Below are 24,052 nucleotides of genomic sequence, written 5' to 3' on the forward strand. Positions count from 1 at the left end.
CTCACGCATCGAGTCGGCGTATCCCCAACCGGAGACGCCGGACCGCCCGGAGTTTCAGGTCATGCCCACCCCGTCCCCGAAGCCCCGCCGCAAGGCCGAGCAGCGCGCCGAAAGTCTGGAGCAACTGCTCGATGCCGCCGAGGAGCTGTTCTCGCAGCACGGCTTCTATGGCGTCACGATCAAGGACATCGCCGACAAGGTCGGGGTCCACAAGTCGCTGGTCCATTACTACTTCGCCGACAAGCAGGACGTGTTCGACAAGGTCATGGCCCGTCGCGCGCCGGTGACCAGCGGACGACGGATGGATGCGCTGGACGCCTATGAGAAGGCCGCGAACGGCAAGCCGACGGTCGAGGGCGCCCTGCGCGCGTTTCTGGACACCGATCTGGACACCTATTCCAACGGCGGCGACGGCTGGCGGCATTTCGGGGCCCTGAGCGCCCAGATCAACAACACCCCGGCCTGGGGCGCGGAGGTGATGGACCGGCTGTACGATCCCGTCGTGCTGCGTCTGATCGGCCTGCTGAAACAGGCCCTGCCCGAGGCGGCGGAAGAAGACATCTTCTGGGGCTACCACTTCGTGACCGGCGCCCTGACGCTGAGCCTCGCCCGGACAGGCCGGATCGATCACCTGTCCGGCGGCAAATGCCGATCCGACGACTTCGACGCGATCAAGGAGCGGATGGCCGCCTTCATGGCCCACGGCTTCATCGGCGTCTGCCGGGATCGCGCGGCGGCGCGACAGGGGACGCAGGGATGACGGCGCGCGACCTGCCCTTCGCCTCCAGCCCCGAAGCGCTCGGCTTCGACCCGCAAGGCCTCGCGTCGCTTGACGGGTACATGTCGGGAATGGTGGAGAGCGGCAAGGTCGCCGGGACATCCACCCTGCTGATCCGCCACGGACGTGTCGCCGCCTTCAGCACCTTCGGCAAGGCCGATCTGGCGGACGACAAGCCGATCGAACGGGACACCCTGTTCCGCATCTATTCGATGACCAAGCCGGTCACGGGCGTGGCCATGATGATCCTGTACGAACAGGGGCTTTGGCGGCTGGACGACCCGATCACCGACTACCTGCCCGAGTTCATCGGCCAGAAGGTGTTCGCGGGCATCGCCGACGACGGCTCCATGCTGACCAAAGACGCCATTCGCGCGCCAACCATGCGCGAGCTGATGAGCCACACCACCGGCCTCGGCTACGGCCTGTTCGACGTGCATCCGGTTGAACGCGCCTATCGCGAGAGCGGCGTGATGATGGCCGACAGCCATGAGCAACTGGCCGAACGCGCCGCCCGCATCCCGCTGATGTTCCAACCGGGAACCGAGTGGTTCTACTCCATCGCCACGGATCTGCAGGCGCTGGTGGTCAAACGGCTGTCGGGGATGAGCTTCGCGGACTTCCTGCGCACCCGCATCTTCGAGCCGCTCGGTATGGCCGACACCGGCTTTCATGTGCCCGCTGATCAGGTCCACCGGCTGGCCGAGATGTACTGCGACGACGGCGCGGGCGGCCTCAGAGTCGCGACCGACGCCTTCGACATGCCGATCAACGACTATACCCGCCCGCCCCGGTTCGAGGGTGGCGGCGGGGGGCTGGTCTCGACGGCCATGGACTACGCCCGCTTCTGCCAGATGATCCTGAACCGGGGCGAACTGGACGGCGTCCGCATCCTTAAGCCGGCGACGGTGGACCTGATGGCCACCAACGCTGTCCCAGAGGCCGTGCTGGACACCACCCACCCGCTGCGCCTGCTGCCCTTCAGCCGCGCCCTGACCTTCGGTCTGGACTTCGCCATCACCGAGGATCCGAAGCGGCTCGGACTGGTCGAGGGCAAGGGCACACTCAGCTGGGGCGGCGGCGGCGGAACCTGGTTCTGGATCGACCCGGAAAACGACCTGATTTTCGTCGGCCTGATCCAGCGCATGGCCGACCCGGTGAGCGGCGAGTTCCGCATCCGGGCCCGAAGTCTGACCTACGCCGCCCTGACCCATCCCGAGAAATAGACGGGCCACAAGGCCCGCAGCCGAGGAAACGACCATGAGCGCCACACCGATTGAATCCGGAGGACCGCCCTCCGCCCACCCCTCGGTCGGCAGAAACGCCTGGGTCGCCCTGGGCATGCTGTGGTTCATCTATGTGCTGAACTTTCTGGACCGGCAGTTGCTGTCGATCCTCGCCAAGCCGATCCAGGACGCCCTTCACATCACCGATGGTCAGCTGGGCCTGCTGGGCGGGCTGTATTTCGCATTCTTCTACTGCTTCATCGCCATTCCGGTGGGCTGGTTGGCGGACCGCACCAACCGGGTCTGGGTCGTCTCCGTCGCCTGCGGCATCTGGAGCGCGGCGACCATCGCCTTCGGCCTGTCGAGGAATTTCGGCCAGCTGGCCGCGTCGCGGATGTCCGTCGCCTTCGGCGAGGCCGGGGGCGTGCCACCGTCCTATGCGATCATCACCGACTATTTCCCGCCCGGCCGTCGCGGCATGGCGCTGGGCATCTACAATCTCGGACCGCCCGTGGGCGCGGCGCTGGGCATAGCCTTCGGCGCCTCGATCGCCGCCGCCTTCAGCTGGCGTGACGCCTTCATCGCCATCGGCGCGGTCGGCGTTCTGGTCGCGCTGATTACGCCCCTGCTGGTCAAGGAGCCCCGCCGTGGCGGACTGGATCAGTCCGCGGTCGCCGCCACCGACGCCCCGCTGGCGCCCGCCCCTGCCGCGACGCCCGCCAAAGCCGGCTTCTGGGCGACGGTGAAGATGTTCTTCTCCAACCCGGTGCTGGTGCTGGCCTCGCTGGGCAGCGGCGTGACCCAGATCGTCACCTACGGTCTGGGCAATTTCGCCGTGCTGTTCCTGATGCGCGAGAAGGGCATGCAGCTGGGCGACGTGGCCCTGTGGTACGCCCTGGTGGTCGCCATCGGCATGGGCGGCGGCATCTTCGCCTCGGGCTATCTGATCGACAAATATACGAAGCGGACGAAGAAGGCCTACGCCCTGCTCCCGGCGCTCTCGCTCACACTGGCCCTGCCGCTCTACATCGCCTTTGTGTGGGCGCCGTCCTGGCCGCTGGCGCTGGTCCTGATGCTGGGGCCGAACTTCCTGAACTATTTCTATCTGTCGTCGTCGGTGGCGCTGGTGCAGGAGGAGGTGAAACCGAACCAGCGGGTCATGTCCGGCGCCCTGCTGCTGCTGGTGATGAACTTCATCGGCATGGGTTTCGGTCCGACCTATGTCGGCGCCGCCAGCGACTTCTTCCGCGCCACGCATCCCGAGAACTCGCTGCAGATCGCGCTCTACACCCTGATCCCGGTCTATCTGGCCGCCATCGGCCTGTTCCTGTGGCTGTCGAAGGTCATCGGTCGCCGGCTCAAGGCGGAGGCCGTCTGATGAAGCGTTTCCTCTCCATCGCGGTCAGCGCCCTGGCCCTGACCGCCTGCGCCACGGCGAACGCCCAGACGGTCACCGCCCCCGCGGGCGCCGTGCGCGGAACGACCGAGAACGGCATCGCCGGGTTCAAGGGCATCCCGTTCGCGGCCCCGCCCGTCGGCGAGATGCGCTGGCGACCGCCCGCCCCCGCCGCCCGCTGGACCGGCACGCGGGACGCCACCCGCTACGGCGCGGCCTGCATCCAGCCCACGCCGGTCTTCCAGACCATCTATTCGTCCGACATCGGCGCGACGAGCGAGGACTGCCTGACCCTGAACGTCTGGACCCCGTCCACCACCGGCCGCGCGCCGGTCATGGTCTGGATCCACGGCGGGGCTCTGGTCACCGGCTCCAGCAAGGAGACGCTGTACGACGGCGGACGGCTGGCCCGCGAAGGCGTGGTCGTGGTCTCGATCAACTACCGCCTCGGCGTTCTGGGCTGGCTGTCGCATCCGGACCTCAGCGCCGAAAGCCCGCTGGGCATCTCCGGCAACTACGGCCTGATGGATCAGGTCGCGGCGCTGGAATGGGTGAAGCGAAACATCGCCTCGTTCGGCGGCGATCCGGAGAATGTCACCATCGCGGGCGAGTCCGCGGGCGGCCTGAGCGTCCTGTATCTGATGGGTACGCCGCTGGCGCGCGGCCTGTTCGACCGGGCTATCGCCCAGAGCGCCTATATGATCTCGACGCCCGAGCTGAAGACCGCCCGTTTCGGCGCGCCGTCAGGCGAGGAGGCCGGATCGGCCCTCTCGCGCACCTTGCAGGCGCCCAGCCTGCGCGCCCTGCGCAGCATGGACGCCCAGACCCTGACTGATCGCGCGGCGCTGGGCGGCTTCGCCACCTTCGGCGTCGTGGACGGCAAGGTGCTGCCGCGCCAGTTGGTCGACACCTTCGATCGGGGCGAGCAGGCGCCTATCCCGGTGCTGGCGGGGTTCAACAGCGGTGAAATCCGGTCCCTGCGCGTTCTGGCGCCTGCCGCCCCAGGCAGCGCTGCGGACTATGAGCGGATGATCCGCGAACGTTACGGCGACATGGCCGACGCCTTCCTGGCTCTCTACCCGTCCTCCGATGTCGGCGAGAGCATCCTGGCCGCCAGCCGGGACGCCCTGTACGGCTGGACCTCCGAGCGTATGGTGCGGTCCCAGACGGCGGCGGGACATCCGTCCTTCCTCTATCTGTTCGACCACGGCTATCCGGCGGCGGACAGCGCGGGCCTGCACGGCTTCCATGCCAGCGAACTGCCCTACGTGTTCGGCACGCTGGAGCGGACCCCGCCCCGCTGGCCGAAGGTTCCCGACACCGCGGCGGAACGGCGCCTGTCGGACGCCATGGTCGGCTACTGGACCAGCTTTATCCGCACTGGTCAGCCGGTGGCGACGAACGCCCCGGACTGGGCGCCTTATGGAGACAGTCGCAGCTGGATGACCTTCCGCGACGGGCCGGAGCCGCAAACGGCCCTGTTCCCCGGCATGTTCGACCTGCACGAACAGACCATGTGCCGCCGCCGCGCGGCCGGGACGATCGGCTGGAACTGGAACACGGGTCTGGCCTCGCCGCCGATGCCGCCCGCCGACTCGGGCTGCTAGCGCCGCAGCAGCCGACCGGTCCCGATATCGGTGCTTAGACCGGCGACGAAGGCGGCATGTCCGTCATCGCCGGTCTGGGTCGCCAGACTTTCAGCCTCATGGATCAGGCCCTCGACCTCCTCGGTCATGCCCGAGCCCAGCCGCACCAGCGTCTTCGCCCGCGCCCGCAGCAGCACCAGCGCCGCCTTCGGATAGCGGGCCGCCAATCGAGCCGCCCAGAGGGGCGTATCCTCATGCCCGCCGCGCAGTTCGCCCGAGCGGGCCTCGACCATCTCCGCCGCCTCGCGCAGGGCGGGCCAGTTCATCAGGAAGGCCAGCCCCTTCACCGGGTCGAAATAGCCGGCGGCATGGGCGAAGGCCCGATCCAGCGCCGCCACGTCCTCGAAGTCCGGCAGACGGGCGATGATGGCGCGCAGGGCGTCGGGTGACAGGTTCCGCTCGAACAGCGCCCATCGCGCCTCGTCCGCTTCCGCGACGCGCCCTTCCGCGTCCAGCACAGCGATCTCGGCCTCAAACCATTGCTCGGGCGGTGCGGGCGCGGGCTCCGGCTTGCGCCCCCAGCGCGAGGACGGCGGCGCCGCCGGGCGGGAGGCGTCCAGCGCGGCCCTCGCCTCCTCAGCCCGTCCGGCGGCCGCCAGCCTCGCGGCCATGACGGAGCCGACCTCGGGCCGCTTCTGGTCATCGTCGGGAATGGCGCTGATCCAGGCGTCCAGATCGCCACTGCGCTCGGCCAGCTTGCGAACCACCAGCGCCAGTCGCCCGGTTGGACGCGGCTTACCCTTCGTCAGATCAGTCAACAGCGCTGACGCAACCGCAGGGCTGAGATCATCCACCCCGCGTCCGACCCACGACGCCCACTCCGACAGCCGGGTGGCCAGCGCGTCCGACAGGATCGGCGCCGCCCCCTCCGGCCCCAGCGCCGAGGCCAGCCTCGCCAACTCTCCGGTCGCGCCGTCGAACAGCAAACCCAGTTCGCCCTTGGGATCCTTCACCCGCACCGTCAGCCCCGGATAGAGGTCGAACCACGCCACCATCCGGTTGAACGCCAGCCGCGCATCCAGTTGCGACAGCCGGTCAACGATCATCCGGCGCAGGCTTTGCAGATCGCGGATCAGCTCAGGCCGCTTGCGCCAGGACACCCGCACGCGGCTGTCGCCCAACGTGGTCAGACGCTTGTCCAGCTCCAGCGCCAGATCAGGCGCACCGACCTCGCCTGCCAGCTCCATGCGCAGCCGCCGCTTCCACAGCGCATCGCCGCCCGCCACCTCCATCAGGAGCGCGGCCAGCCGATCCGCGCCGAGAACGGCGAGGTTGGGAGCGGTCAGGGTCTTTTTCGGGGTCGCCGGGCGTTTCGCCATGCCGCCTTCTAGAGCCTGAGCGATTGAACAGCAAAAAGGGGCGGCCGCATCACGACCGCCCCCGTTCGCTTGCCTCAGCGTTTAGTGAGCCGGGCAGACCGTGTCGTTTTCGTTCGACGCCAGCCGGACTTCCGAAACCGAGACCGTGAAGGTTCCGGACGTGCCCAGCTGGAACGGCGTCTCCACGCCCGCCAGATTGGCGCCTGCCTCGCCAAAGCAGGACAGACGGATCTTCACCGACTTCCACTCCCCCACGGGCGCGCTGTTGAAGATCGAGGTCATGTCGACCGAACCGCCCTGCACCTTCAGCGACACCGCCGAGGCCGGACGGGCGTCGACGCGGTAGCGGAAGCTCAGCGCCATCTCGCCGTTGGACTGACGGGTCAGGTCCACCGCGCTGCCCCAGATCTGGGCGTCGCCGTGGCCCGAGCCGTTCCAGCGGAACTGACGGGCGCTTTCCTGCGCACGGTCATCGACCACAAAGGCCTCGATAGCGCCGCGCGGGCTGACGCCGCCCAGCCCCAGGGTCGGCTTGGCCTGACCGCCGGTGTCGTTGAGCAACAGCGACCAGGGCGAGACGAATTTGCCGTCCACGAAATAGCGATCGACCACCGAGGTCTCGCCACTCACGCCCGACACTTCCGACAGCGTCGGCACAGAACCGCCGCGCGCATAGGTCAGGCCGTAGCCATAGGCGAACAGCGGATCATAGCCCGGCTGTCCCCGGTTCAGGGTCGCCCCGGTCGCATCCTTGGGCCACGAGAAGGACAGGGCGCCGCGGAAGTCGTGACGCGCCTTGCCGGTGCGGTCGCCGATCAGGACGTCGGCGATGCCCGCGCCCTCGGTGCCCGGCAGCCAGGCGGCGACGAAGGCGTCGGACTGGTTCAGTTCCGGGTTCACCCACATCGGGCGGCCCGACAGGAAGACGGACACGGTCGGAATACCCGCCGCCTTCAGGCGACGCAGGGTCTCCAGCGGCTCGGTCGGAACGAAGTCCAGCGTGTCCACGTCGCCCTGGAACTCGGCGTATGGCGTCTCGCCGAAGACGACGATGGCGACGTCCGGCTTCCGGGTAAACGAACCATCGGCGCTCAGCACCGCCGTGCCGCCGCCTTCGCTGACGGCCTCGTTGATGCCGCTCCAGATCGACTGGCCATTGGGGAAGTCGGCATTGGTGTTGCCGGTGCCCTGCCAGGTCAGGGTCCAGCCGCCCGAAGCCTGACCGATGTCGTCCGCCGCCGTTCCGGCCACGAGCACACGCGCCCCGGCGCGGATCGGCAGGACTGAACCTTCGTTCTTCAGCAGAACCAGAGACTCGCGCACGGCCTCACGGGCGATGGCGCGGTGAGCGGGCGAACCCAGATGCTCGAAACGGCCCTCGACCTCATAGGGTGAGCCGAACAGGCCGGCCTTGACCTTGGCGCGCAGGATGCGGGTCACGGCCTCGTCCAGACGCGCCATGCTGATCTCGCCCGAACGCACCTGAGCCAGGGTGTTCTCGTACAGCGGCTTCCAGCTGTCCGGCGCCATGAACATGTCGATACCGGCATTGAAGGCCGAGGCGCAGCTTTCGTTGGAGCAGCCCGGCAGCTGGCCGTGGGCGTTCCAGTCCGACACCACGAAGCCGTCGAAGCCCAGTGGACCGTGCAGCACGTCCCGCAGGATGGTCGGATTGCCCGAGTGCTTGAAGCCGTTCCAGCTGGAGAAGCTGGCCATCACCGACAGCACGCCCGCGTCGATCGCCTGCACATAGCCGCCCAGATGGATGTCGATCAGCTCCTGTTCCGTCCCGGCGAAGTCGCCCTGATCCTTCCCGTCCGTGGTGCCGCCGTCGGCGAGGAAGTGCTTGGCCGAACCGGCGATGCGGCCCGGAAGCAGGGGATGATCCGGCGACAGCTCGCCCTGAAGGCCCAGCGTCATCGGCCCGGCGTAGCTGCGCTGAACCTCCGGATCCTCGGCATAGCCTTCGTAGGCGCGACCCCAGCGGTCATCGCGCGGCACGGCCAGCGTCGGGCCGAAGGTCCAGTCGGCGCCGGTGACAGCGACTTCCAGAGCCGTGGCCTCACCGATGCGACGGATCAGGTCCGGATCACGCGCGGCGCCCAGGCCGATGTTGTGCGGGAAGATGGTCGCACCGATCACATTGTTGTGCCCGTGCACGGCGTCGATGCCGTAGATCAGCGGGATGCGCGCGCCCGGTCGGGCGGCGGCGGCGGCGCGGAACTGGCGCGCCAGATCGACCCACGCCTGCGGTGAAGCCCGCTCATCCCCGCCAGGCGAGGAGTTGCCGCCCGCCAGGATCGAGCCGAGCGGATAGGTCAGCAGGTCCTCGGGTTTGATCGAGGCGATGTCAGCCTGAATCGTCTGGCCGACCTTCTCTTCCAGCGTCATGCGCGACAGCAGATCGGCGACGAAGGCTTCTGTCCGGGCGTCGCTCATCGCGTCCGGCGACGAGGCGTGCGGCCAGTGGGCCGGGTTCGCCCGCGCGACATTCGGCACGGGCGGCGGGGTTTGGGCGAAGGCCGGCTGAGTGATGGCGAGCGTCAGCGCGAGAACGGAAACAGTGCGCAGCATTGGGTTCCCCCCGGGAGAGTTTCTTGTTCGGCGCGACCGGTTTGAACACGCCCTCCGTCCCGGAACCGGGCGGATGTTAGCGCTAACTATCAGCGACAGGACGCGCTCTTGGCAAGTCACGGAGTCTTTCGTGTTCGCGACAGAATGCACTTGCGCGTTCCATCGTTACAGCATAATGGAACGCGCCATGACGATCCCCGCCGCCCGCGACGCCCTGCACGACGCCCTTCTGACGCTGAAAACGCGTGAGGAGGTGGACGCCTTTCTGGCCGACCTTTGCACGCCCGCGGAGCTGCGCGCCTTCACCGAGCGCTGGGCCGTGGCCCGGCTTCTGGACGCCGGCGGCAAGTCGTACCGCGAGATCGCCGCCGAGGCGCAGGCCAGCCCGACCACCGTCGTGCGGGTCGCCCGTTTTCTGAAAGAGATGCCGCATCAGGGCTACCGCCTGGTGCTGGACAGACTGAAAGCCTGAGTTGAGATCATGAGCACCGTTGAGGGTCGGCTGCGTATCGCCGTCCAGAAATCCGGCCGTTTGTCCGAACGCAGTCTCGATCTGGTCCGCGATGCGGGCCTGCGCGTGGTGAAGGGCAACAACGACCTGCTGTATCGGGTCGAGAACTATCCCATCGACCTGCTCCGCGTGCGCGATGACGACATTCCCACCTTTGTCGCCGACGGCGTCTGCGATCTGGGAATCGTCGGCGAGAATGTGCTGGAGGAGGGCCGCAACGGCGGGCCGGTCGCGCAGGTGGTAATGCCGCTGGGCTTCGGCAAATGCACGCTGAAGATCGCCGTGCCGCCGACACTGGACTACGCCGGGCCCGCCTCGCTGGACGGCAAGCGGATCGCCACCTCCTATCCGCGCGTCCTGCGCCGCTATCTGGAGGCGCAGGGCGTCAGCGCCGACATCGTCACCATGCGCGGCGCGGTCGAGGTCGCGCCGCGGCTGAAGCTTGCCCACGCAATCTGTGACCTGGTCTCCACCGGCGCGACCATCGAGGCGAACGGCCTGTCGGCGCGGGACACCGTGCTGGACTCGCAGGCGGTGCTGATCCGCTCGCCCGTCGCGCCCGAGCCCCAACTGGCCGAACTGCTGGACAGCATCATCGAACGAATGAGCGGCGTCGTCGCCTCCCAGGGCGCCAAATACGTGATGCTGAACGCCCCGCGCGCGGCGCTGGACCAGATCACCGCCATCCTGCCGGGCGCCGGCGCCCCGACGGTCATGCCCCTGTCCGGCCGGGACGACGCCGTGGCCGTGCACGCCGTTTGTCAGGAAGCCGTGTTCTGGGAGACGCTCGAGAAGCTGAAGGGCGCGGGGGCCTCGGCCATTCTGGTGCTCCCCATCGAGAAGATGATGTGATGACCCGGCTGATTGGAAACATCATCGACTGGTCGTCGCTGGACGCCGCCGGTCGCCGCGCCGCCCTCGCGCGCCCTGCCCGCCGCAGCGAGGCGCAGGTCACCGACGGCGTGCGCGCCATCTTCGACGACGTGCAGGCGGGCGGCGGCGCGGCAGTCACCGACTGGAGCCTGAAGCTGGACGGCGCCGCGCCACGCCGCATCGCCATCACGGACCAAGTGGTGGCCGACGCCCGCGCATCACTCCCGCCCGCCGCCACCCGCGCCCTGAAGATCGCCGCCGAGAACGTCCGGATCTTCCATCAGGCCACCCGGCCCGACGGCAGCCAATGGATCGAGACCCGGCCCGGCGTCCGTTCGAGAATCGTATGGCGACCCATCGGGTCGGCGGGTCTTTATGTTCCGGGCGGCACTGCCCCCCTGTTCTCGTCCCTGCTGATGCTGGCCATTCCGGCCCAGGTGGCGGGGGTGGCGCGACGCGTGGCCGTAACGCCGCCGTCGAAGGACGGCCGGCCCCACCCGGCCATGATCGTCGCGGCCGCCGAGGCCGGACTGGACGCCCTGTGGCTGATCGGCGGCGCGCAGGCCATCGCGGCGCTGACCTTCGGCGCGACGTTCGAAGACGGCGAGATCGAGCCCGTGGCCAAGCTGTTCGGTCCCGGCAACGCCTGGGTCGCGGAGGCCAAGAAGCAGGCCAGCGCCCTCCCCGGCGGCCCCGCCGTCGACATGCCCGCCGGGCCGTCTGAGCTGCTGGTCATCGCCGACCGGGACGCCGACGCCGTGGTCGCCGCCGCCGATCTGCTCAGTCAGGCCGAGCACGACCCGGACGCCCAGGTCGTGCTGGTGTCCGAGAGCAAGGGCCTGATCGACGCCGTGCTGGACGAGCTGGAGCTTCAGCTCGAAACCCTGCCCCGCGCCGACATCGCCCGCGCGGCCCTGTCCGAAGGGCGGGTCATCCGGGTGAAGAGCGTCGCCGAAGCCTGCGAGGTCTCGAACCTCTATGCCCCGGAACACCTCGCGCTTCAGGTGCTGGATGCGGAAAAGCATGTCGAGCGGATCACCGCCGCAGGCGCTGTGTTCGTCGGCCCCTACGCCGCCGAGACCTTGGGCGACTACGCCGCCGGGCCCAGCCATGTCCTGCCGACCGACGGCGGAGCACGGACCCTCGGCGGGATCACCACCGCCAGCTTCATGACCTCCATGTCAGTCCAGAGCGTGAGCGCCGCAGGCGCCGCCGGTCTGGCGCCGGTGGCCGCCCAGCTGGCCCGGATGGAAGGGCTGGAAGCCCACGCCCGCGCCGCCGACCTGAGGTCGGGCCAATGAAGAACCTGCCCGCCCCCTTCGCCCCGCTGGTCGCGGGTGGTGAAGGTCTGGATCGCTATCCGGCCGCGCCCGCCGCGCTCACGGCCCGGATGGGCGAGGTCTACGGCCTGCCCGCCGGTCAGGTGCTGCCGGTGCGGGGGCTCACGCACGGGCTGGAGCTGGTCTTTCGCCTCGCCGCCCGCGACGGCCTGAAGGTCGAGGCGCCGGACGCCGAGCCCTACCGCTCGCTTGCCGCCCTCTATCGCACGGCAGCCCCACAGGCCGAGACCGGAGCCGTCATCGTGCGCGCCCTCGGTTCTCCCGAAGCCGTGGCCGAAATGGCCGCTCGGGTGGCGCCTGCCCTGCTGGTCGTGGACGAGGGGATGGCCGAGTACGCCGACGCCGCCTCGGCCGCTGAAGCCGTTGGAGAACAGCAGAACCTGATCGTTCTGCGCAGCCTGTCGATGGCCTACGGCCTCGCGGGCGCCCGTGTGGGGGCGGCGCTGGGTCAGCCGGAGGCGCTGGCGCAACTGGCTTCGGTGCTGGAGCCCTATGCCCTGCCGGAAGTCTCGGTGCGGCTGGCCCTGCAGGCGCTCGATCCGTCCCGCCTGATCGAGACGAAGGAACGTCTGGGGGCCGTCCGGCGTGAGCGGGAGCGACTGGCCAAGGCCCTGTCGCGCGAGATGACCATTGAACCCGGCTTCGGCCCGGTCCTGATGGCGCGCCCATCCGATCCCGGGGCCGTGCTGGCCGTCCTGACCCGCTACGGCGTCGTCGCCGAGCGCGCGGGCGACCGCCTGCGTCTGCCGGTCTCCGCCAAGATGGAGATCAACGACCGCCTGCTGGTCGCGCTGGACCTCGCCCCCGCCAAGGCGCGCGCCAATCGCACCGGTCAGGCTGTGCGCGACACCAAGGAGACCCGCATCGTCTGCGCCGTCGATCTGGACACGACCGGCCCGGTCGTGATCTCGACTGGCGTCGGCTTCTTCGACCACATGCTGGAGCAGATCGCGGCGCACGGGGGCTTCTCCCTGACCCTGTCGTGCGAGGGCGACCTGCACACCGATCCGCACCACACCATCGAGGACAGCGCCATCGCGCTGGGTCTGGCGCTGAAGCAGGCGCTGGGCGCGCGCCGCGGCATCGCCCGCTATGGCTTCATCCTCGCGATGGACGAAGCCGAGGCCCATGTCGCCATCGACCTGTCGGGGCGGCCCTATCCGCTGTTCGAGGGAACGTTCGCCACGCCCTTCATCGGCGAGTACCGCACGGATCTGACGGCCCACGTCTTCCGCTCTCTGGCCGAGGCCATGGGCGCCGCGGTCCACATCAAGGTCACCGGCGACGACGACCACCACAAGACCGAGGCCGCCTACAAGGGTTTCGGCCGCGCCCTGCGTCAAGCGATCCGCGTCGAGGGCGAAGCGGTGCCGTCGACCAAGGGTGTTCTGTGAAATCCGTCACCATCCTCACCTATGGCGCGGGCAACGTCGCCTCGGTCCAGTTCGCGCTGGAGCGGCTGGGGGCCGCCGTGCGCCTGACCAGCGACCCGGCCGATGTGGCCGAAGCCGAGCGGCTGATCCTGCCGGGCGTAGGTCAGGCGGGCTACGCGATGTCGCGACTGGACCAACTCGGCCTGACCGACGCGATCCGCGCCTTCCCCCGCCCCCTGCTGGGCGTCTGTCTGGGCCAGCAACTTCTGTTCGCCGACAGCGATGAAGGCGGCGGCACGCCACTGCTCGGCCTCATCCCCGGGCGCGTCTCCAGACTGGAGCCCGGCCCCTCCCTGCCCGTGCCCCACATGGGCTGGTCACGGCTGGAGGTGACGCAGGCCGATCCCCTGCTCGAAGGCTTGGGCGATGACGACTGGGCCTATTTCGTCCACGGCTTCGTCTGCCCCGACGGCCCCGCCACCCTTGCGCGGGCCGACTACGGCGGCGTGGTTCCGGCGGTGGTCCGTCAGGCCAATCGCTGGGGTTGCCAGTTTCACCCGGAGCGTTCGGCCAAGGCCGGGGCCCGCATCCTCAAGAATTTTCTGGAGCTGGACGCATGATCGTCTATCCGGCCATCGACCTGCGCGACGGCGTCTGCGTTCGCCTGATGCACGGCAAGTTCGATCAGGTGACCCACTATGACGATGCGCCGCCCAAACGACTGGCGGCCTTCCGCGCGTCAGGCGCGACCTGGGCCCACATCGTCGATCTGGACGGCGCCGAGGCCGGGCGCGCCATGCAGCATGAGCTGATCGGCGAACTGGCCTCGGCCATCGACATCCGTATCCAGTCCGGCGGCGGCGTGCGCAGCGCCGATGATGTCGCACGCCTGCTGGACGCCGGGGTCAGCCGCGTCGTGGTCGGCTCGCTGGCCGTGACGAAGCCGGACGAGGTGCTGGGCTGGCTCGAGCGCTTCGGCGCCGACCACATCACCCTGGCCATCGACGTGAAGGCCGACGGCGATCGCTATGTCCCGGCGCTGAAGGGGTGGACCGAAGCCGCCGACGTGGACCTGTGGACCGCGCTCGAGCGCTATCCGGTCGGCAGCGCCAGACACCTGCTGGTCACCGATGTGGGGCGCGACGGCGCCCTGACCGGGCCGAACCTCGACCTGCTGGCCGAGATCCACCAGCAGCGCCCCGACCTGTGGCTTCAGGCCTCGGGCGGGGTTGCGGACCTGACCGATCTGACCGGCGCCCGTTCTGTCGGATCGTCCGGCGCCATCATCGGCCGCGCCCTCTACGAGGGCCGCTTCACGCTGGAACAGGCGCTGGAGACCGCCCGCGCATGACGGCCAGAAGGATAATTCCCTGCCTCGACGTGAAGGACGGCCGGGTCGTGAAGGGCGTTCGTTTCGAGGGGCACCGCGACATGGGCGACGCCGCCGAACTGGCCGCCCGTTATCGCGATCAGGGCGCCGACGAACTGGTCTTCTACGACATCACCGCCAGCCCGCAGGGCCGCACGCTGGACTATGGCTGGGTGCGCGACATCGCCCGACTGCTGGACATCCCGTTCTGCGTCGCGGGCGGCATTCGCTCGGTCGAGCAGGCCGCGCTCTGCCTCGACCACGGCGCGGACAAGGTGTCGATCAACTCCCCCGCCCTCGAACGGCCCGACCTGATCGCCGAGATGGCCGACCGGCTGGGCTCCCAGTGCGTGGTCGTCGGCGTGGATTCCAAGCGCGCGGGGGATGACTGGGTCGTGCACCAATACACCGGCGACGCCGCCGCCAGCCGGGGCTCCGGCCGCCGCACCATGGACTGGATCATGGAGGCGCAAACGCTCGGCGCCGGCGAGATCGTCCTGAACTGCATGGACGAGGACGGGGTCCGCAAGGGCTACGATATCGCCCAGCTGGCCGAAGCCCGCTCGCGCCTGACCATCCCGCTGGTCGCCTCGGGCGGCGCGGGCTCGGCGGAGCATTTCCGTGACGTGTTCGAACAGGCCGACGTCTCGGGCGCGCTCGCGGCCAGCGTCTTCCACACCGGCGCCCTGCCGATCCCCGAGCTCAAGAGCTTCCTGATCCGATCCGGCATCGAGGTAAGACCATGATCGATCCGAACACCCTCGACTTCGCCAAGGGCGACGGCCTGATCCCGGTTGTGGTGCAGGACGCCGCGACCCTTCAGGTGCTCACCCTCGCCTATATGGACCGCGCCGCCTTCGACGAGACGGTGGACAGCGGCGAGGCGACCTTCTTCTCGCGCTCGCGCGGCGGGCGCTGGCGCAAGGGCGAGACCTCGGGCGACCGGCTGCACGTCGTCTCGATCACGCCTGACTGCGACAGCGATGCGCTGGTGCTGAAGGTCCGCCCGGTCGGCAACGCCTGCCACCTGAACCGGGTCAGCTGCTTCGGCGAAGAGGACGCGCCGGGCGTCGGACGTCTGGCCCGGCTGGAGCAGACCATCGCCGTCCGCGCCGCCGCCGATCCGGCTGAAAGCTGGACCGCCCGTCTGCTGGCCGAGGGGCCCAAGCGGGTGGCCCAGAAGGTGGGCGAGGAAGGCGTCGAGACAGCGCTGGCCGGAGCCGCCGGACCGGATGAGGAACTGGCCTCCGAAGCCGCTGACCTGATCTATCACCTGCTGGTCCTGCTGCACGCCCGTGGGCTCGGGCTGCAGGACGTTCTGGACGTGCTGGCGACGCGGGCGGTGAAGACCAGTCACTGAACAGTGATGGACGCAAGGCCACAGGCGAGGCTAAGCCTGCGGGCATGACGCCGATGACGTTGACCGGTTTCGGGGCCTATGCGCCGCGCGACCAACGCCCCTCGACGGTGCTGGACACCCTCTTCGGCCAGCCGGAGGGCTGGACGGAAAGCCAGTTCGGCATCGCCACGCGCGGCGTCGCCTCCGCCGAGGAAACCACTTCCGCCATGGGCGTCGAGGCCGCGCGCAAGGCGCTGGCCATGGCCGGCTGGGCGGCGGACAATCTCGACGTCATCATCGGCGCCTGCGGGGTGATGGAGCAGCCGATCCCCGGCACATCGGTGCTGATCCAGCAAGCGCTGGGCCTCGGCAAGTCCGGAGTCTGGGCCTTCGACGTGAACCAGACCTGCCTGTCCTTCGTCACCGCCCTGGACATCGTGGCCATGGGCTTGGAGACCGGCCGCTTCCGCCGGGCGTTGATCGTGTCCAGCGACATAGCCTCGGCCGGTCTGGACTGGGGCACGCCCGCCTCCGCCGCCATCTTCGGCGACGGCGCCGCCGCCGTCTGCATCGAGGCCGGGACAGGCGGAGGCGGCCCGGCCCTGCTGGCGCGCGGGTTCGAGACCTATGGCGACGGCAAGGACCTGGCCACCCTACGCAGCGGCGGCACCCGCATCCGTATCGAGCATGGACTCGAGGCGCTGACGGAAGGCGCCCGCTTCCACATGGACGCCTTCGGCATCTTCAAGGCCGCCGCCCGCTGCCTGCCGGACCTGATCGACAGGGTGCTGGGCGAGGCCGGGCTGACCCGAGACTCCGTGGACGTCATTGTGCCCCATCAGGCCAGCAAGCCCGGCGTGGAGCATGTGCGTCGCCTGATGGGCGGAGACCCGGCCCGCGTAATCGACATCTTCAACACCCACGGCAACCAGATAGCCGCCTCCCTGCCCACCGCCCTGACCCTCGCGCAGGCTGAGGGTCGGCTGACCCCGGGCAAGACCGTCCTGCTGCTCGGCACAGCCGCCGGGATCAGCGCAGCCGCCATGGTGATCCGCACATGACCCGTCGCGCACTCGTCACCGGCGCCACCGGCGGGCTGGGACTGGCCGTGGTCGAGGCTCTGCTGGCCGCCGGCTATTCGGTCCGCGCCTCGGGCCGCAAGCCGGAAGCGTTGGAGCGGCTCAAGGCCATGGGCGCCGAGCCCTTCGGCGGCGATCTGCTGGACCAGACCGAAGCCGCGTGCCGTGACATCGACGTCGTCTTCCACGCCGCCGCCCTGTCCAGCCCATGGGGACCGGACGCCGATTTCGAGCGCGCCAATGTCGAACTGACCCGCCGCCTGCTGGACGCCGCCAGAAACGCCGGGGCCGACGGCTTCATCTTCGTTTCGTCGCCGTCCGTCTTCGCCCGCTGGGGAGACCAGACCGATCTGACCGAGGACAGCCTGCCCAATCCGCGCCCGCTCAATGCCTACTCCCGCACCAAGGGCGAGGCCGAACGGATGGTCCGCGCCGCGGATACGACGGGCTTCCGCACCGTATCCCTTCGCCCCCGCGCCATCGTCGGGCCGGATGATCAGGTGCTGCTGCCGCGCATCCTGAGGCTGGTGAAGAAGGGACGCTTCCCCCTGTTCCGGGGCGGCAAGGCCATGGTCGAGCTGACCGACAGCCGCGACGCCGCCCGTGCCCTGCTGCTGGCCGATCTGCATCGCGAACGAGCAGGCGGGCAGGTGGTCAACATCACCTCGGGCCGCCCGACGGCTCTGGCCGATCTGGTCGGCAAGCTGGGGCAAGCGCTGGGCGTGGAGGTGAAGATCATCCCCGTGCCGCTGGTCATCGGGCAGGTGATGTCCGTGCTGTCCCAGACCGTCAGCCGCCTGCTGCCCGGCCAGCCAGAGCCGGTGCTGACGCCCTACACCCTGTCCACTCTGGCCTGGTCCCAGACCTTCGACCTGTCCGGCGCCAAGCGCCTGATCGATTACGAGCCCCGGCACGACGCCATCGAAACCGCCATGCAGATGGCGCCCGAACTGGCGAAGCGGGCGTGACCCGTTGCCGGGTGCATATCCTGCGCGCCGGGGCGTGTTCGCATCCGGAGGTGATGACCCGGCGTGACGGCGGCCTGAATCCCGCGGTCTTCCCGGCTCTGGCCGCCCTGATCCTGCACCCGGTCGAGGGCGCGATCCTGTTCGACACCGGCTACGACCCCGCCTTCTTTGAAGCGACCAGGACCTTTCCGGAAATTCTCTATCGCTGGATGACCCCGGTTGATCTGGGACCGGGCGAGGCGGTGGCGGACCAACTGCCCGACTTCGGCATTCGCCCGGAGGAGGTCCGCGCGGTGATCGTGTCCCATTTCCACGGCGACCACATCGCCGGTCTGAAGCGCTTTCCGAACGCCCGCATCTTCTGCGCCCGGGCGGGGCTGGCGCAGGTGCGCAAACCGGGCCGGTTCGCGCGGGTGCGGCAGGGCGTGCTGGCCGATCTGGCGCCGGCCGATATCGACGCCCGCGCCGCCTTCTTCGAGGACCACCCCCGCCTGCCGCTCGGTCCCGACCTGTCGCCGTTCGAGGACGGCGCCGACCTGCTGGGCGACGGCTCGCTGATGGCGGTCCAGCTCCCCGGCCATTGCCCCGGTCACTGGGGGCTGGTCGTGCGGCAGGAGGACGGACGCACCCGCTTCCTGATCGCCGACGCCGCATGGTCCAGCGGCGCCGTGCGCGACAACGCCCCGCCCCCGCGCCTGACCACCGCCCTGCTGGGCGAGACCGGGCCATGGCGCGACACCCTGACGGCCTTGCACCGGCTGTGGAACCGCAATCCCGAACTGCTGCTCACGCCCTCCCACTGCGGCGAGGTCGAGGTGGAGGCGCCGCGTGGGCGCGGTTGATCGCCCCGCCGTCCTGCGCGCCTGGCTGGACGCCCGCTGGACCGGCTCGCGCCTGACCACCCGCGCCGCCATCGAGGCCCGACAGGCCCGACTGTGGGCGGACCTGACACCCACACTCGCCCGGACGCCCGCTGTCGCGGAACTGGCCGGACAGCCGCTGGACGCCTTCCCCATCACCACTCCGAACGATGTCCGCGCGGACTTCGACCGCTGGAACACCCTCGGCCTGACCCGCGCCGAGACCGAGGCCGCCGCCCATGCCGCCGAGCAGGGCGGGACCGGCGAGGTCCGTCCAGGCGTGGTCGCCGGCTTCTCGTCCGGCTCGTCTGGACCTCCCGGCCTGTTCGTCAGCGGCAAGGCCGAGCGCGCCGCCTATCTGGGCCACATGATCGCGCGGCTGATGCCCAAGTCCGCCCTGTTCCGGAAGAAGCGGATCGCGCTGAGCCTGCGCGCGACGTCGAAGCTCTACAGCGACGTCTCCGGCGCCGGGCCGTTCCGCTTCCTGTTCCTGGGGCTGGACATGCCGACGGCGGAGAAGCTGGACCGTCTGGACGCCTTCGCGCCCCACGTCCTGATCGCCCCCGCCCATGTCCTGTCCGAGCTGACGCATGGGGTGGAAACCGGCGCTCCATGGCGGCCAGCCCGTCTGTTCTGGGGCGCCGAGCCCATGGGGGAGACCGAGCGTGACTGGATCGAAGCCACGCTGGAGAGCCGCCCCGCCCCCATCTATCAGGCCACGGAGGGCTTCATCGGCGCCCCCTGCGTACACGGCGCCCTGCACCTGAACGAGGATGTGCTGATCATTGAGCGCGAACCCGTGCCGGGAACCAACCGCTTCCTGCCGGTCATCACCGACCTGCGGCGCGTGACACAGCCGATGATCCGGATGCGCCTGCCCGATCTGCTGGAGCCTCTGTCCACGCCCTGCCCCTGCGGCACCGCGCGGCTGGCGGTCCGGCCGGTCGAGGGCCGGCTTGAGGACCTGTGGCGATGGGGCGAGACGGTGATCCCGCCCCGCGCCGTGGACGAGGCCGTCAGCGCCGTCCTGCCGCCCGGCGAGGACTGGCGGGCCGTCGCCGGACCGGCCGGCGTCCGGGTCGAGGCCGCCGCCGACAGCATGGAGGCCGTGGCCGGGGCGATCCGCGCCCTGCTGGCCGACAAGGGGATCGACCTCCCCGTCACCGCACGGAGCGCGCCTGAACCGTTCGCCGTCAAACGTCGCCGCGTGCGCTGGTCTGATGGCTGAGCACATCCTGATCACCGGCGCCCGGTCCGTCGCGGCGCTGGACATCGCCCGCAGCCTCCGCGTCGCCGGGTTCGAGCCCCATCTGGCCGACTGCGTCCCGGCCCGGCTGGCGCGATGGTCGAACAGCGCCGGGCCGGTGCATCGCCATGCCTCGCCGGTACAGCAGCCCGCCGCCTTCGCCGCCGGCATTCGCGCCCTGATCAATCGGCTGGAGCCGGTGTGGATCATCCCGACCTGCGAGGAGGTCTTCCATCTGTCGGCGCTGGCGACCGCTGACGGCTGGTCTGACCGGCTACTGGCTCCCCGCCCGCAGCCGTTGGCCGAGCTTCACGCCAAGGACCGCTTCGTCGCCTTGTGCGCCCGGCTGGGCCTGCCGACGCCGGAAACCCGGACAGTGACCGATCCCGCCGACCTGTCACAGGCCGTCACCGACATGGGCGATGTGGTGATCAAGCCGGTGTGGTCCCGTTTCGGTGAGGCCCTGATCTCGCCGTCCCCCGCCGCCGTCGCGCGCATCCGACCCACCGGAGACCGGCCATGGATCGTCCAGCGACGCATCCGGGGCGAAGAGGTCTCCTTCCATGCCGTCGCCCACGCGGGACAGATAGCGGCCTTCAGCGCCTACGGCTCGGACTGGAGGCTGCCCGGCGGCGCGGCCTATGCCCTCCACCCTCTGCCCGACCCCCTGACCACCGAGTTGCGCCGGATGGGCGATGCGCTCGCGCCCGAGGTCGGGACCGGTCAGTTCGCCTGTGACGCGTTGGTCGACGACGTCGGGCGCCCCTGGCTGATCGAGTGCAATCCGCGCGCGACCAGCGGGGTGCATCGGTTCGGCGCCGATCCCGCATTCGCCTTGGCCCTGATCGGTCGGGGAGAGGCGACGCCCGACCCGACGCCCCGCCATATCGCCCCCGCCCTGTGGCGCTACGGCCTGCCCGCCGCCCTGCGCGAGCGTCGCCTGACCGGGTGGCGGCGGCAGAGGCGCGACGGTCTCGACGCCCTGACCCGCCCCGGCGACCGCGCGCCCCTTGCCGGCGCCCTGATCGACACCCTCGGCTTCGCCCTGCGCGCGCTGCGACAGCGTCAGTCGCTGACCGCCGCCATGACCGCTGATATCGAGTGGAACGGAGCGCCGCTTTCCCCCGACCGCTGGAGCCGCCCTTGACGCCCCTGCCCGAAAGCCTGTCCCGCAGCTGGCAGATGGCCGCCCTGTCGCGCGATGTGGGACGCAAGCCGCTGGCCCGCACCGTCGCCGATACCCCGCTGGTCCTTTTCCGGGGCGCCGACGGCGCGATCGCCGCCCTGATCGACCGCTGCCCGCACCGGAACTATCCGCTTTCCGAAGGCAAGCTGGTCGGGGGCGCGATCCAGTGCCCTTATCACGGTTGGCGCTTCGCCCCCGACGGCGCCTGCGTCGAGGTTCCCGGCTGCGCCCTTTCCGAAAGCGAGGGCGCGCGTCTGGCCGCCGCTCCGGTCGAGGTGCGCGAACTGAACGGCGCGGTTCTGATCCGCCTGTCGCCCGGCGGCCCCGACCTGCCAGACCTCGGCCCGTGGGGCGCAGAGGATCACGATCACTTCTGGTGGTCGCAGGGCGTCTGGGGCGGCCGGGCTCTCGATGCGTTGGAGAATGTGCTGGACCCGTTCCACACCAACTTCATCCACGACGGCATCATCCGCCGCAGCAGCCGTCGCATGCCCGTGCGCCTGTCGGTCCGGGCGGGGACGGACTGGATCGAGTCGATCATCGAACAGCCCCAGCCCGACCTCGGCTGGATGTCGCGCCTGCTGGAGCCGCCGCGGGATCGCAGCATCACACGCCTGCATGCGCCCACTCTGGTTCAGGCGCGGTGGGAGGGACCGCGCGGCCTGACCCTGTGCGTGACGGTCTTCTTCACCCCCGTGACCCCGACCAGCCTGATGCCCTTCGCCTGCTTCACCACGCCGAAGGGGCGTGGCCCCGGCTGGCTGAAGGAGCGCGCCATCCGCCTGTTTCTCGATCCCGTGGTCAGACAGGACCGCGAGGCGCTGGCACGGCAACTGGACAATATCGAACGCTTCGGCGCCCCGCGTTTCCTGCAAGGCCCCGGCGATCTGCTCGGCGCCCGGGTGGCGCAGCTCTATCAGGGGCAGTCACTGGAACCGGCCGAAGAAGGCCCGTTCGACCATCAACTCTAGAAGCTAGACGCCCGCCTTCGCCGCCGGACGGGCGCGGCCGGCCTCCAGCCAACGGGCCAGATGAGTGAACTCCTCCGGCGGCCGGTATTTGATCAAGCGGGCGAAATCGAGCCCGACCACCGCCACCACATCGGCGATGGTGAAGCGGTCGGCGGCGATGAACTCGTGATCGGCCAGACGGCGGTCCAGCGTCTTCATGAATTTCTCGGCCGAGAGTTTGTTGTACTCGGCCACCTGCGGCAGCTGGGTCGCCTCCAGCGCGGCCAGCGCGGGGTGCGAGTGGCGCACGTTCAGCATGATCGGATTGGCAAGATAGAACTCGCACCGACGGGTCCACATCTCGATCACCGCCTGCTCGGCGGCGTCGCGCCCGAACAGGTTAGGCTCGGGATAGACCGCCTCCAGATAGCGGCAGATGGCGACGGATTCGGAGATGGTCGTGCCGTCGTCCAGTTCCAGCGCCGGCACGTGCGGCACACCGACCTTGGACCGGTACTCCGGCGTCCGGTGCTCGCCGACCATGATGTCCAGTTCGACCAGTTCGACGTCCTCGACGCCCTTCTCGGCCAGAACCCAGCGGACCCGGCGCGGGTTGGGCGCGCGGTGGGAGGTGAACAGCTTCATGTGATCGGCCTTTCCGTTCAGCCGAATATGGCGCCGGGCATGACCCCGACAATGGCCGCCGTCATCAGCGTCGACAGGAAGCCCGCGAACAGCGCCTTCCACACCAGCCCCAGCACCTCTTCCCGACGCTCGGGCATCAGCACCGACAGACCGGTCACGGTGATCCCGACCGAACCGATGTTGGCGAAACCGCAGAGGGCGTAGGTCATCAGCATGCGCGACCGTTGCGTCAGTTCGCTCGCCGGCACCGCGCCCAGATCCATGAAGGCCTTGAACTCCGTCTGGGTGAGCTTCGTGCCCAGCAGCAGACCCGCCTGCCGCGCATCAGCCCACTCCACCCCCGTCAGCCAGGCGACCGGGGCGAAGACCCAGCTCAGCAGCCATTCGACGCTGATGCCCGGAAAGATCGCGCCGACCATGATGTTCACCAGCGCCACCAGCGCCACGAAGACGATCAGCACCGCCGAGATGTTCAGCACGACCATCAGGCCGTCCGAGGTTCCCTTCACGATGGCGTCGATGGCGCTGTCGTACTTCAGGGCCGAGTCGTATTCGGCGTAGGCTCCGCCCTCGCCGGGCTTTTCCGGAATGACGATGCGCGCCAGCAGGATGCCCGCCGGGGCCGAAATGATCGAGGCCACCAGCACGTGCCCGGCGGCGTTCGGCAGGGTCGTTTCGAGCATCAGGGCGTAGGCCACCATGGTCGAACCGGCCACCGTCGCCAGACCGACCACCATCATCAGGAACAGTTCCGACCGGGTCAGCTTGTCCAGATAGGCGCGGATGACGATGGGGCTCTCGATCATGCCCAGGAAGATGTTGGCCGCCACGGCAAGCGCCGAGGCGCCGCCCAGCCCCATCGTCTTCTGGAAGAGGATACCGAAGCCGTAGGTGATCCACTTCAACACCTTCCAGTGCCACAGCAGGGCCGACAGGGCCGAGATCACGAGGATCAGCGGCAGGACGTTGAAGGCGAAGGTGAACAGCGAGCCCTGATCCTGCACCGCATAGGGTTGCTGGAACTCACCACCCGCCAGGTAGCCGAAGACGAAATTGGTGCCGACGCTGGTCGCCTTCGCCAGCCCGTCCACCGCGCCGTTGATCGCTTCCAGCGCACCGCGCGACGCGGGGTTGAACAGCACCAGCACCAGCGCCGCCTGCACAAGGATGGCGCCGATCGCCAGCTTCCACGGGAAGGCGCGCTTGTTCTCGGACAGACCCCAGCAGGCGCCCAGAATGACGACGAGCCCCAGCAGGCTCTGCAGGTTCAAAAGGCTGAACATCAACACTTCCCCGACCGACGCACTCCGCCGATCCCGTTCAGCCCTTGAACGACAGGTTGTCGCATCTGGCAAGCGCCGCCAGACGCCACCG

Annotated in this window: 22 protein-coding genes; 18 read left to right on the forward strand and 4 right to left on the reverse strand. The window is 69.4% G+C overall.

From position 1 onward, the window contains the following. Nucleotides 1–61 precede the first annotated feature (61 nt). From FKQ52_RS11755 to FKQ52_RS11770, 4 genes are read left to right on the forward strand one after another with little or no spacing between them, the layout of a single operon-like run. Nucleotides 62–760, forward strand: coding sequence for a TetR/AcrR family transcriptional regulator (locus tag FKQ52_RS11755; RefSeq protein ID WP_141628347.1), 699 nt, complete (start codon nucleotides 62–64; stop codon nucleotides 758–760). Beyond that, nucleotides 757–2,004, forward strand: coding sequence for a serine hydrolase (locus FKQ52_RS11760; protein ID WP_168196850.1), 1,248 nt, complete (start codon nucleotides 757–759; stop codon nucleotides 2,002–2,004). The genes FKQ52_RS11755 and FKQ52_RS11760 overlap by 4 nt, the downstream gene beginning before the upstream one ends. Nucleotides 2,005–2,038: 34 nt before the next feature. Continuing rightward, the gene (locus tag FKQ52_RS11765; protein ID WP_141627350.1) at nucleotides 2,039–3,382 is read left to right on the forward strand and encodes an MFS transporter; all 1,344 of its coding nucleotides are present in this window, start codon (nucleotides 2,039–2,041) and stop codon (nucleotides 3,380–3,382) included. Beyond that, nucleotides 3,382–5,007 (forward strand): carboxylesterase/lipase family protein, encoded by a 1,626-nt coding sequence (locus FKQ52_RS11770; RefSeq protein WP_141627351.1) that lies wholly within the window; start codon nucleotides 3,382–3,384, stop codon nucleotides 5,005–5,007. Before FKQ52_RS11765 ends, FKQ52_RS11770 begins: the two co-directional genes overlap by 1 nt. Here the strand turns inward: FKQ52_RS11770 and FKQ52_RS11775 are convergent. Beyond that, nucleotides 5,004–6,365 (reverse strand): DUF6880 family protein, encoded by a 1,362-nt coding sequence (locus FKQ52_RS11775; protein ID WP_141627352.1) that lies wholly within the window; start codon nucleotides 6,363–6,365, stop codon nucleotides 5,004–5,006. The two genes, FKQ52_RS11770 and FKQ52_RS11775, sit on opposite strands and share 4 nt — an antisense overlap. An 81-nt stretch (nucleotides 6,366–6,446) precedes the next feature. Next, complete coding sequence (locus tag FKQ52_RS11780; RefSeq protein WP_141627353.1) at nucleotides 6,447–8,939, reverse strand: exo 1,3/1,4-beta-D-glucan glucohydrolase; 2,493 nt, start codon at nucleotides 8,937–8,939, stop codon at nucleotides 6,447–6,449. Nucleotides 8,940–9,126: 187 nt separating this feature from the next. Here FKQ52_RS11780 and FKQ52_RS11785 point away from each other — a divergent pair, with 187 nt between their 5' ends. From FKQ52_RS11785 to FKQ52_RS11850, 14 genes are read left to right on the forward strand one after another with little or no spacing between them, the layout of a single operon-like run. Continuing rightward, complete coding sequence (locus FKQ52_RS11785) at nucleotides 9,127–9,411, forward strand: YerC/YecD family TrpR-related protein (protein WP_141627354.1); 285 nt, start codon at nucleotides 9,127–9,129, stop codon at nucleotides 9,409–9,411. Nucleotides 9,412–9,420: 9 nt separating this feature from the next. Continuing rightward, entirely contained in the window at nucleotides 9,421–10,302 is an 882-nt protein-coding gene (hisG, locus tag FKQ52_RS11790) for an ATP phosphoribosyltransferase (protein WP_141627355.1), read from the forward strand. Further along, entirely contained in the window at nucleotides 10,302–11,624 is a 1,323-nt protein-coding gene (gene hisD / locus FKQ52_RS11795; protein ID WP_141627356.1) for a histidinol dehydrogenase, read from the forward strand. Before hisG ends, hisD begins: the two co-directional genes overlap by 1 nt. Further along, nucleotides 11,621–13,057 (forward strand): aminotransferase class I/II-fold pyridoxal phosphate-dependent enzyme, encoded by a 1,437-nt coding sequence (locus FKQ52_RS11800; protein ID WP_205750752.1) that lies wholly within the window; start codon nucleotides 11,621–11,623, stop codon nucleotides 13,055–13,057. The genes hisD and FKQ52_RS11800 overlap by 4 nt, the downstream gene beginning before the upstream one ends. Further along, entirely contained in the window at nucleotides 13,054–13,656 is a 603-nt protein-coding gene (gene hisH, locus FKQ52_RS11805) for an imidazole glycerol phosphate synthase subunit HisH (protein ID WP_141627357.1), read from the forward strand. The genes FKQ52_RS11800 and hisH overlap by 4 nt, the downstream gene beginning before the upstream one ends. Continuing rightward, a complete protein-coding gene (gene hisA, locus FKQ52_RS11810) occupies nucleotides 13,653–14,387 on the forward strand; it encodes a 1-(5-phosphoribosyl)-5-[(5-phosphoribosylamino)methylideneamino]imidazole-4-carboxamide isomerase (RefSeq protein ID WP_141627358.1) in 735 nt (244 codons plus the stop codon). The genes hisH and hisA overlap by 4 nt, the downstream gene beginning before the upstream one ends. Then, on the forward strand, nucleotides 14,384–15,151 hold the full coding sequence (gene hisF / locus FKQ52_RS11815) for an imidazole glycerol phosphate synthase subunit HisF (RefSeq protein ID WP_141627359.1): 768 nt from the start codon (nucleotides 14,384–14,386) through the stop codon (nucleotides 15,149–15,151). Before hisA ends, hisF begins: the two co-directional genes overlap by 4 nt. Continuing rightward, nucleotides 15,148–15,765 (forward strand): bifunctional phosphoribosyl-AMP cyclohydrolase/phosphoribosyl-ATP diphosphatase HisIE, encoded by a 618-nt coding sequence (gene hisIE / locus FKQ52_RS11820; RefSeq protein WP_141627360.1) that lies wholly within the window; start codon nucleotides 15,148–15,150, stop codon nucleotides 15,763–15,765. Before hisF ends, hisIE begins: the two co-directional genes overlap by 4 nt. A gap of 53 nt (nucleotides 15,766–15,818) precedes the next feature. Then, nucleotides 15,819–16,805, forward strand: a complete 987-nt coding sequence (locus FKQ52_RS11825; protein ID WP_240811638.1) for a 3-oxoacyl-[acyl-carrier-protein] synthase III C-terminal domain-containing protein — start codon at nucleotides 15,819–15,821, stop codon at nucleotides 16,803–16,805. Beyond that, nucleotides 16,802–17,791: an NAD(P)-dependent oxidoreductase gene (locus FKQ52_RS11830; RefSeq protein WP_141627362.1), complete on the forward strand. Its 990-nt coding sequence runs from the start codon at nucleotides 16,802–16,804 to the stop codon at nucleotides 17,789–17,791. Before FKQ52_RS11825 ends, FKQ52_RS11830 begins: the two co-directional genes overlap by 4 nt. A 53-nt stretch (nucleotides 17,792–17,844) precedes the next feature. Beyond that, complete coding sequence (locus FKQ52_RS11835; RefSeq protein WP_141627363.1) at nucleotides 17,845–18,633, forward strand: MBL fold metallo-hydrolase; 789 nt, start codon at nucleotides 17,845–17,847, stop codon at nucleotides 18,631–18,633. Next, entirely contained in the window at nucleotides 18,620–19,879 is a 1,260-nt protein-coding gene (locus tag FKQ52_RS11840; RefSeq protein WP_141627364.1) for a cell division protein FtsA, read from the forward strand. The genes FKQ52_RS11835 and FKQ52_RS11840 overlap by 14 nt, the downstream gene beginning before the upstream one ends. Further along, on the forward strand, nucleotides 19,872–21,044 hold the full coding sequence (locus FKQ52_RS11845; protein ID WP_141627365.1) for an ATP-dependent carboxylate-amine ligase: 1,173 nt from the start codon (nucleotides 19,872–19,874) through the stop codon (nucleotides 21,042–21,044). The genes FKQ52_RS11840 and FKQ52_RS11845 overlap by 8 nt, the downstream gene beginning before the upstream one ends. Further along, nucleotides 21,041–22,054, forward strand: coding sequence for an aromatic ring-hydroxylating dioxygenase subunit alpha (locus tag FKQ52_RS11850; RefSeq protein WP_141627366.1), 1,014 nt, complete (start codon nucleotides 21,041–21,043; stop codon nucleotides 22,052–22,054). Before FKQ52_RS11845 ends, FKQ52_RS11850 begins: the two co-directional genes overlap by 4 nt. A gap of 3 nt (nucleotides 22,055–22,057) precedes the next feature. On the opposite strand, the gene FKQ52_RS11855 is transcribed toward FKQ52_RS11850, so the two are convergent. After that, the gene (locus FKQ52_RS11855; protein WP_141627367.1) at nucleotides 22,058–22,678 is read right to left on the reverse strand and encodes a glutathione S-transferase family protein; all 621 of its coding nucleotides are present in this window, start codon (nucleotides 22,676–22,678) and stop codon (nucleotides 22,058–22,060) included. A gap of 17 nt (nucleotides 22,679–22,695) precedes the next feature. Further along, on the reverse strand, nucleotides 22,696–23,961 hold the full coding sequence (locus FKQ52_RS11860; protein WP_141627368.1) for a NupC/NupG family nucleoside CNT transporter: 1,266 nt from the start codon (nucleotides 23,959–23,961) through the stop codon (nucleotides 22,696–22,698). Nucleotides 23,962–24,052: the final 91 nt, after the last annotated feature.

Origin of the sequence: Brevundimonas sp. M20 (assembly GCF_006547065.1) — a bacterium.
GTDB lineage: Bacteria > Pseudomonadota > Alphaproteobacteria > Caulobacterales > Caulobacteraceae > Brevundimonas.

Coding starts and splice junctions, on each gene's coding strand:
- FKQ52_RS11755 (WP_141628347.1), top strand. CDS start 62: ATGCCCACCCCGTCCCCGAAGCCCCGCCGCAAGGCCGAGCAGCGCGCC.
- FKQ52_RS11760 (WP_168196850.1), top strand. CDS start 757: ATGACGGCGCGCGACCTGCCCTTCGCCTCCAGCCCCGAAGCGCTCGGC.
- FKQ52_RS11765 (WP_141627350.1), top strand. CDS start 2,039: ATGAGCGCCACACCGATTGAATCCGGAGGACCGCCCTCCGCCCACCCC.
- FKQ52_RS11770 (WP_141627351.1), top strand. CDS start 3,382: ATGAAGCGTTTCCTCTCCATCGCGGTCAGCGCCCTGGCCCTGACCGCC.
- FKQ52_RS11775 (WP_141627352.1), bottom strand. CDS start 6,365: ATGGCGAAACGCCCGGCGACCCCGAAAAAGACCCTGACCGCTCCCAAC.
- FKQ52_RS11780 (WP_141627353.1), bottom strand. CDS start 8,939: ATGCTGCGCACTGTTTCCGTTCTCGCGCTGACGCTCGCCATCACTCAG.
- FKQ52_RS11785 (WP_141627354.1), top strand. CDS start 9,127: ATGACGATCCCCGCCGCCCGCGACGCCCTGCACGACGCCCTTCTGACG.
- hisG (WP_141627355.1), top strand. CDS start 9,421: ATGAGCACCGTTGAGGGTCGGCTGCGTATCGCCGTCCAGAAATCCGGC.
- hisD (WP_141627356.1), top strand. CDS start 10,302: ATGACCCGGCTGATTGGAAACATCATCGACTGGTCGTCGCTGGACGCC.
- FKQ52_RS11800 (WP_205750752.1), top strand. CDS start 11,621: ATGAAGAACCTGCCCGCCCCCTTCGCCCCGCTGGTCGCGGGTGGTGAA.
- hisA (WP_141627358.1), top strand. CDS start 13,653: ATGATCGTCTATCCGGCCATCGACCTGCGCGACGGCGTCTGCGTTCGC.
- hisF (WP_141627359.1), top strand. CDS start 14,384: ATGACGGCCAGAAGGATAATTCCCTGCCTCGACGTGAAGGACGGCCGG.
- hisIE (WP_141627360.1), top strand. CDS start 15,148: ATGATCGATCCGAACACCCTCGACTTCGCCAAGGGCGACGGCCTGATC.
- FKQ52_RS11825 (WP_240811638.1), top strand. CDS start 15,819: ATGACGTTGACCGGTTTCGGGGCCTATGCGCCGCGCGACCAACGCCCC.
- FKQ52_RS11830 (WP_141627362.1), top strand. CDS start 16,802: ATGACCCGTCGCGCACTCGTCACCGGCGCCACCGGCGGGCTGGGACTG.
- FKQ52_RS11835 (WP_141627363.1), top strand. CDS start 17,845: ATGACCCGGCGTGACGGCGGCCTGAATCCCGCGGTCTTCCCGGCTCTG.
- FKQ52_RS11845 (WP_141627365.1), top strand. CDS start 19,872: ATGGCTGAGCACATCCTGATCACCGGCGCCCGGTCCGTCGCGGCGCTG.
- FKQ52_RS11855 (WP_141627367.1), bottom strand. CDS start 22,678: ATGAAGCTGTTCACCTCCCACCGCGCGCCCAACCCGCGCCGGGTCCGC.
- FKQ52_RS11860 (WP_141627368.1), bottom strand. CDS start 23,961: ATGTTCAGCCTTTTGAACCTGCAGAGCCTGCTGGGGCTCGTCGTCATT.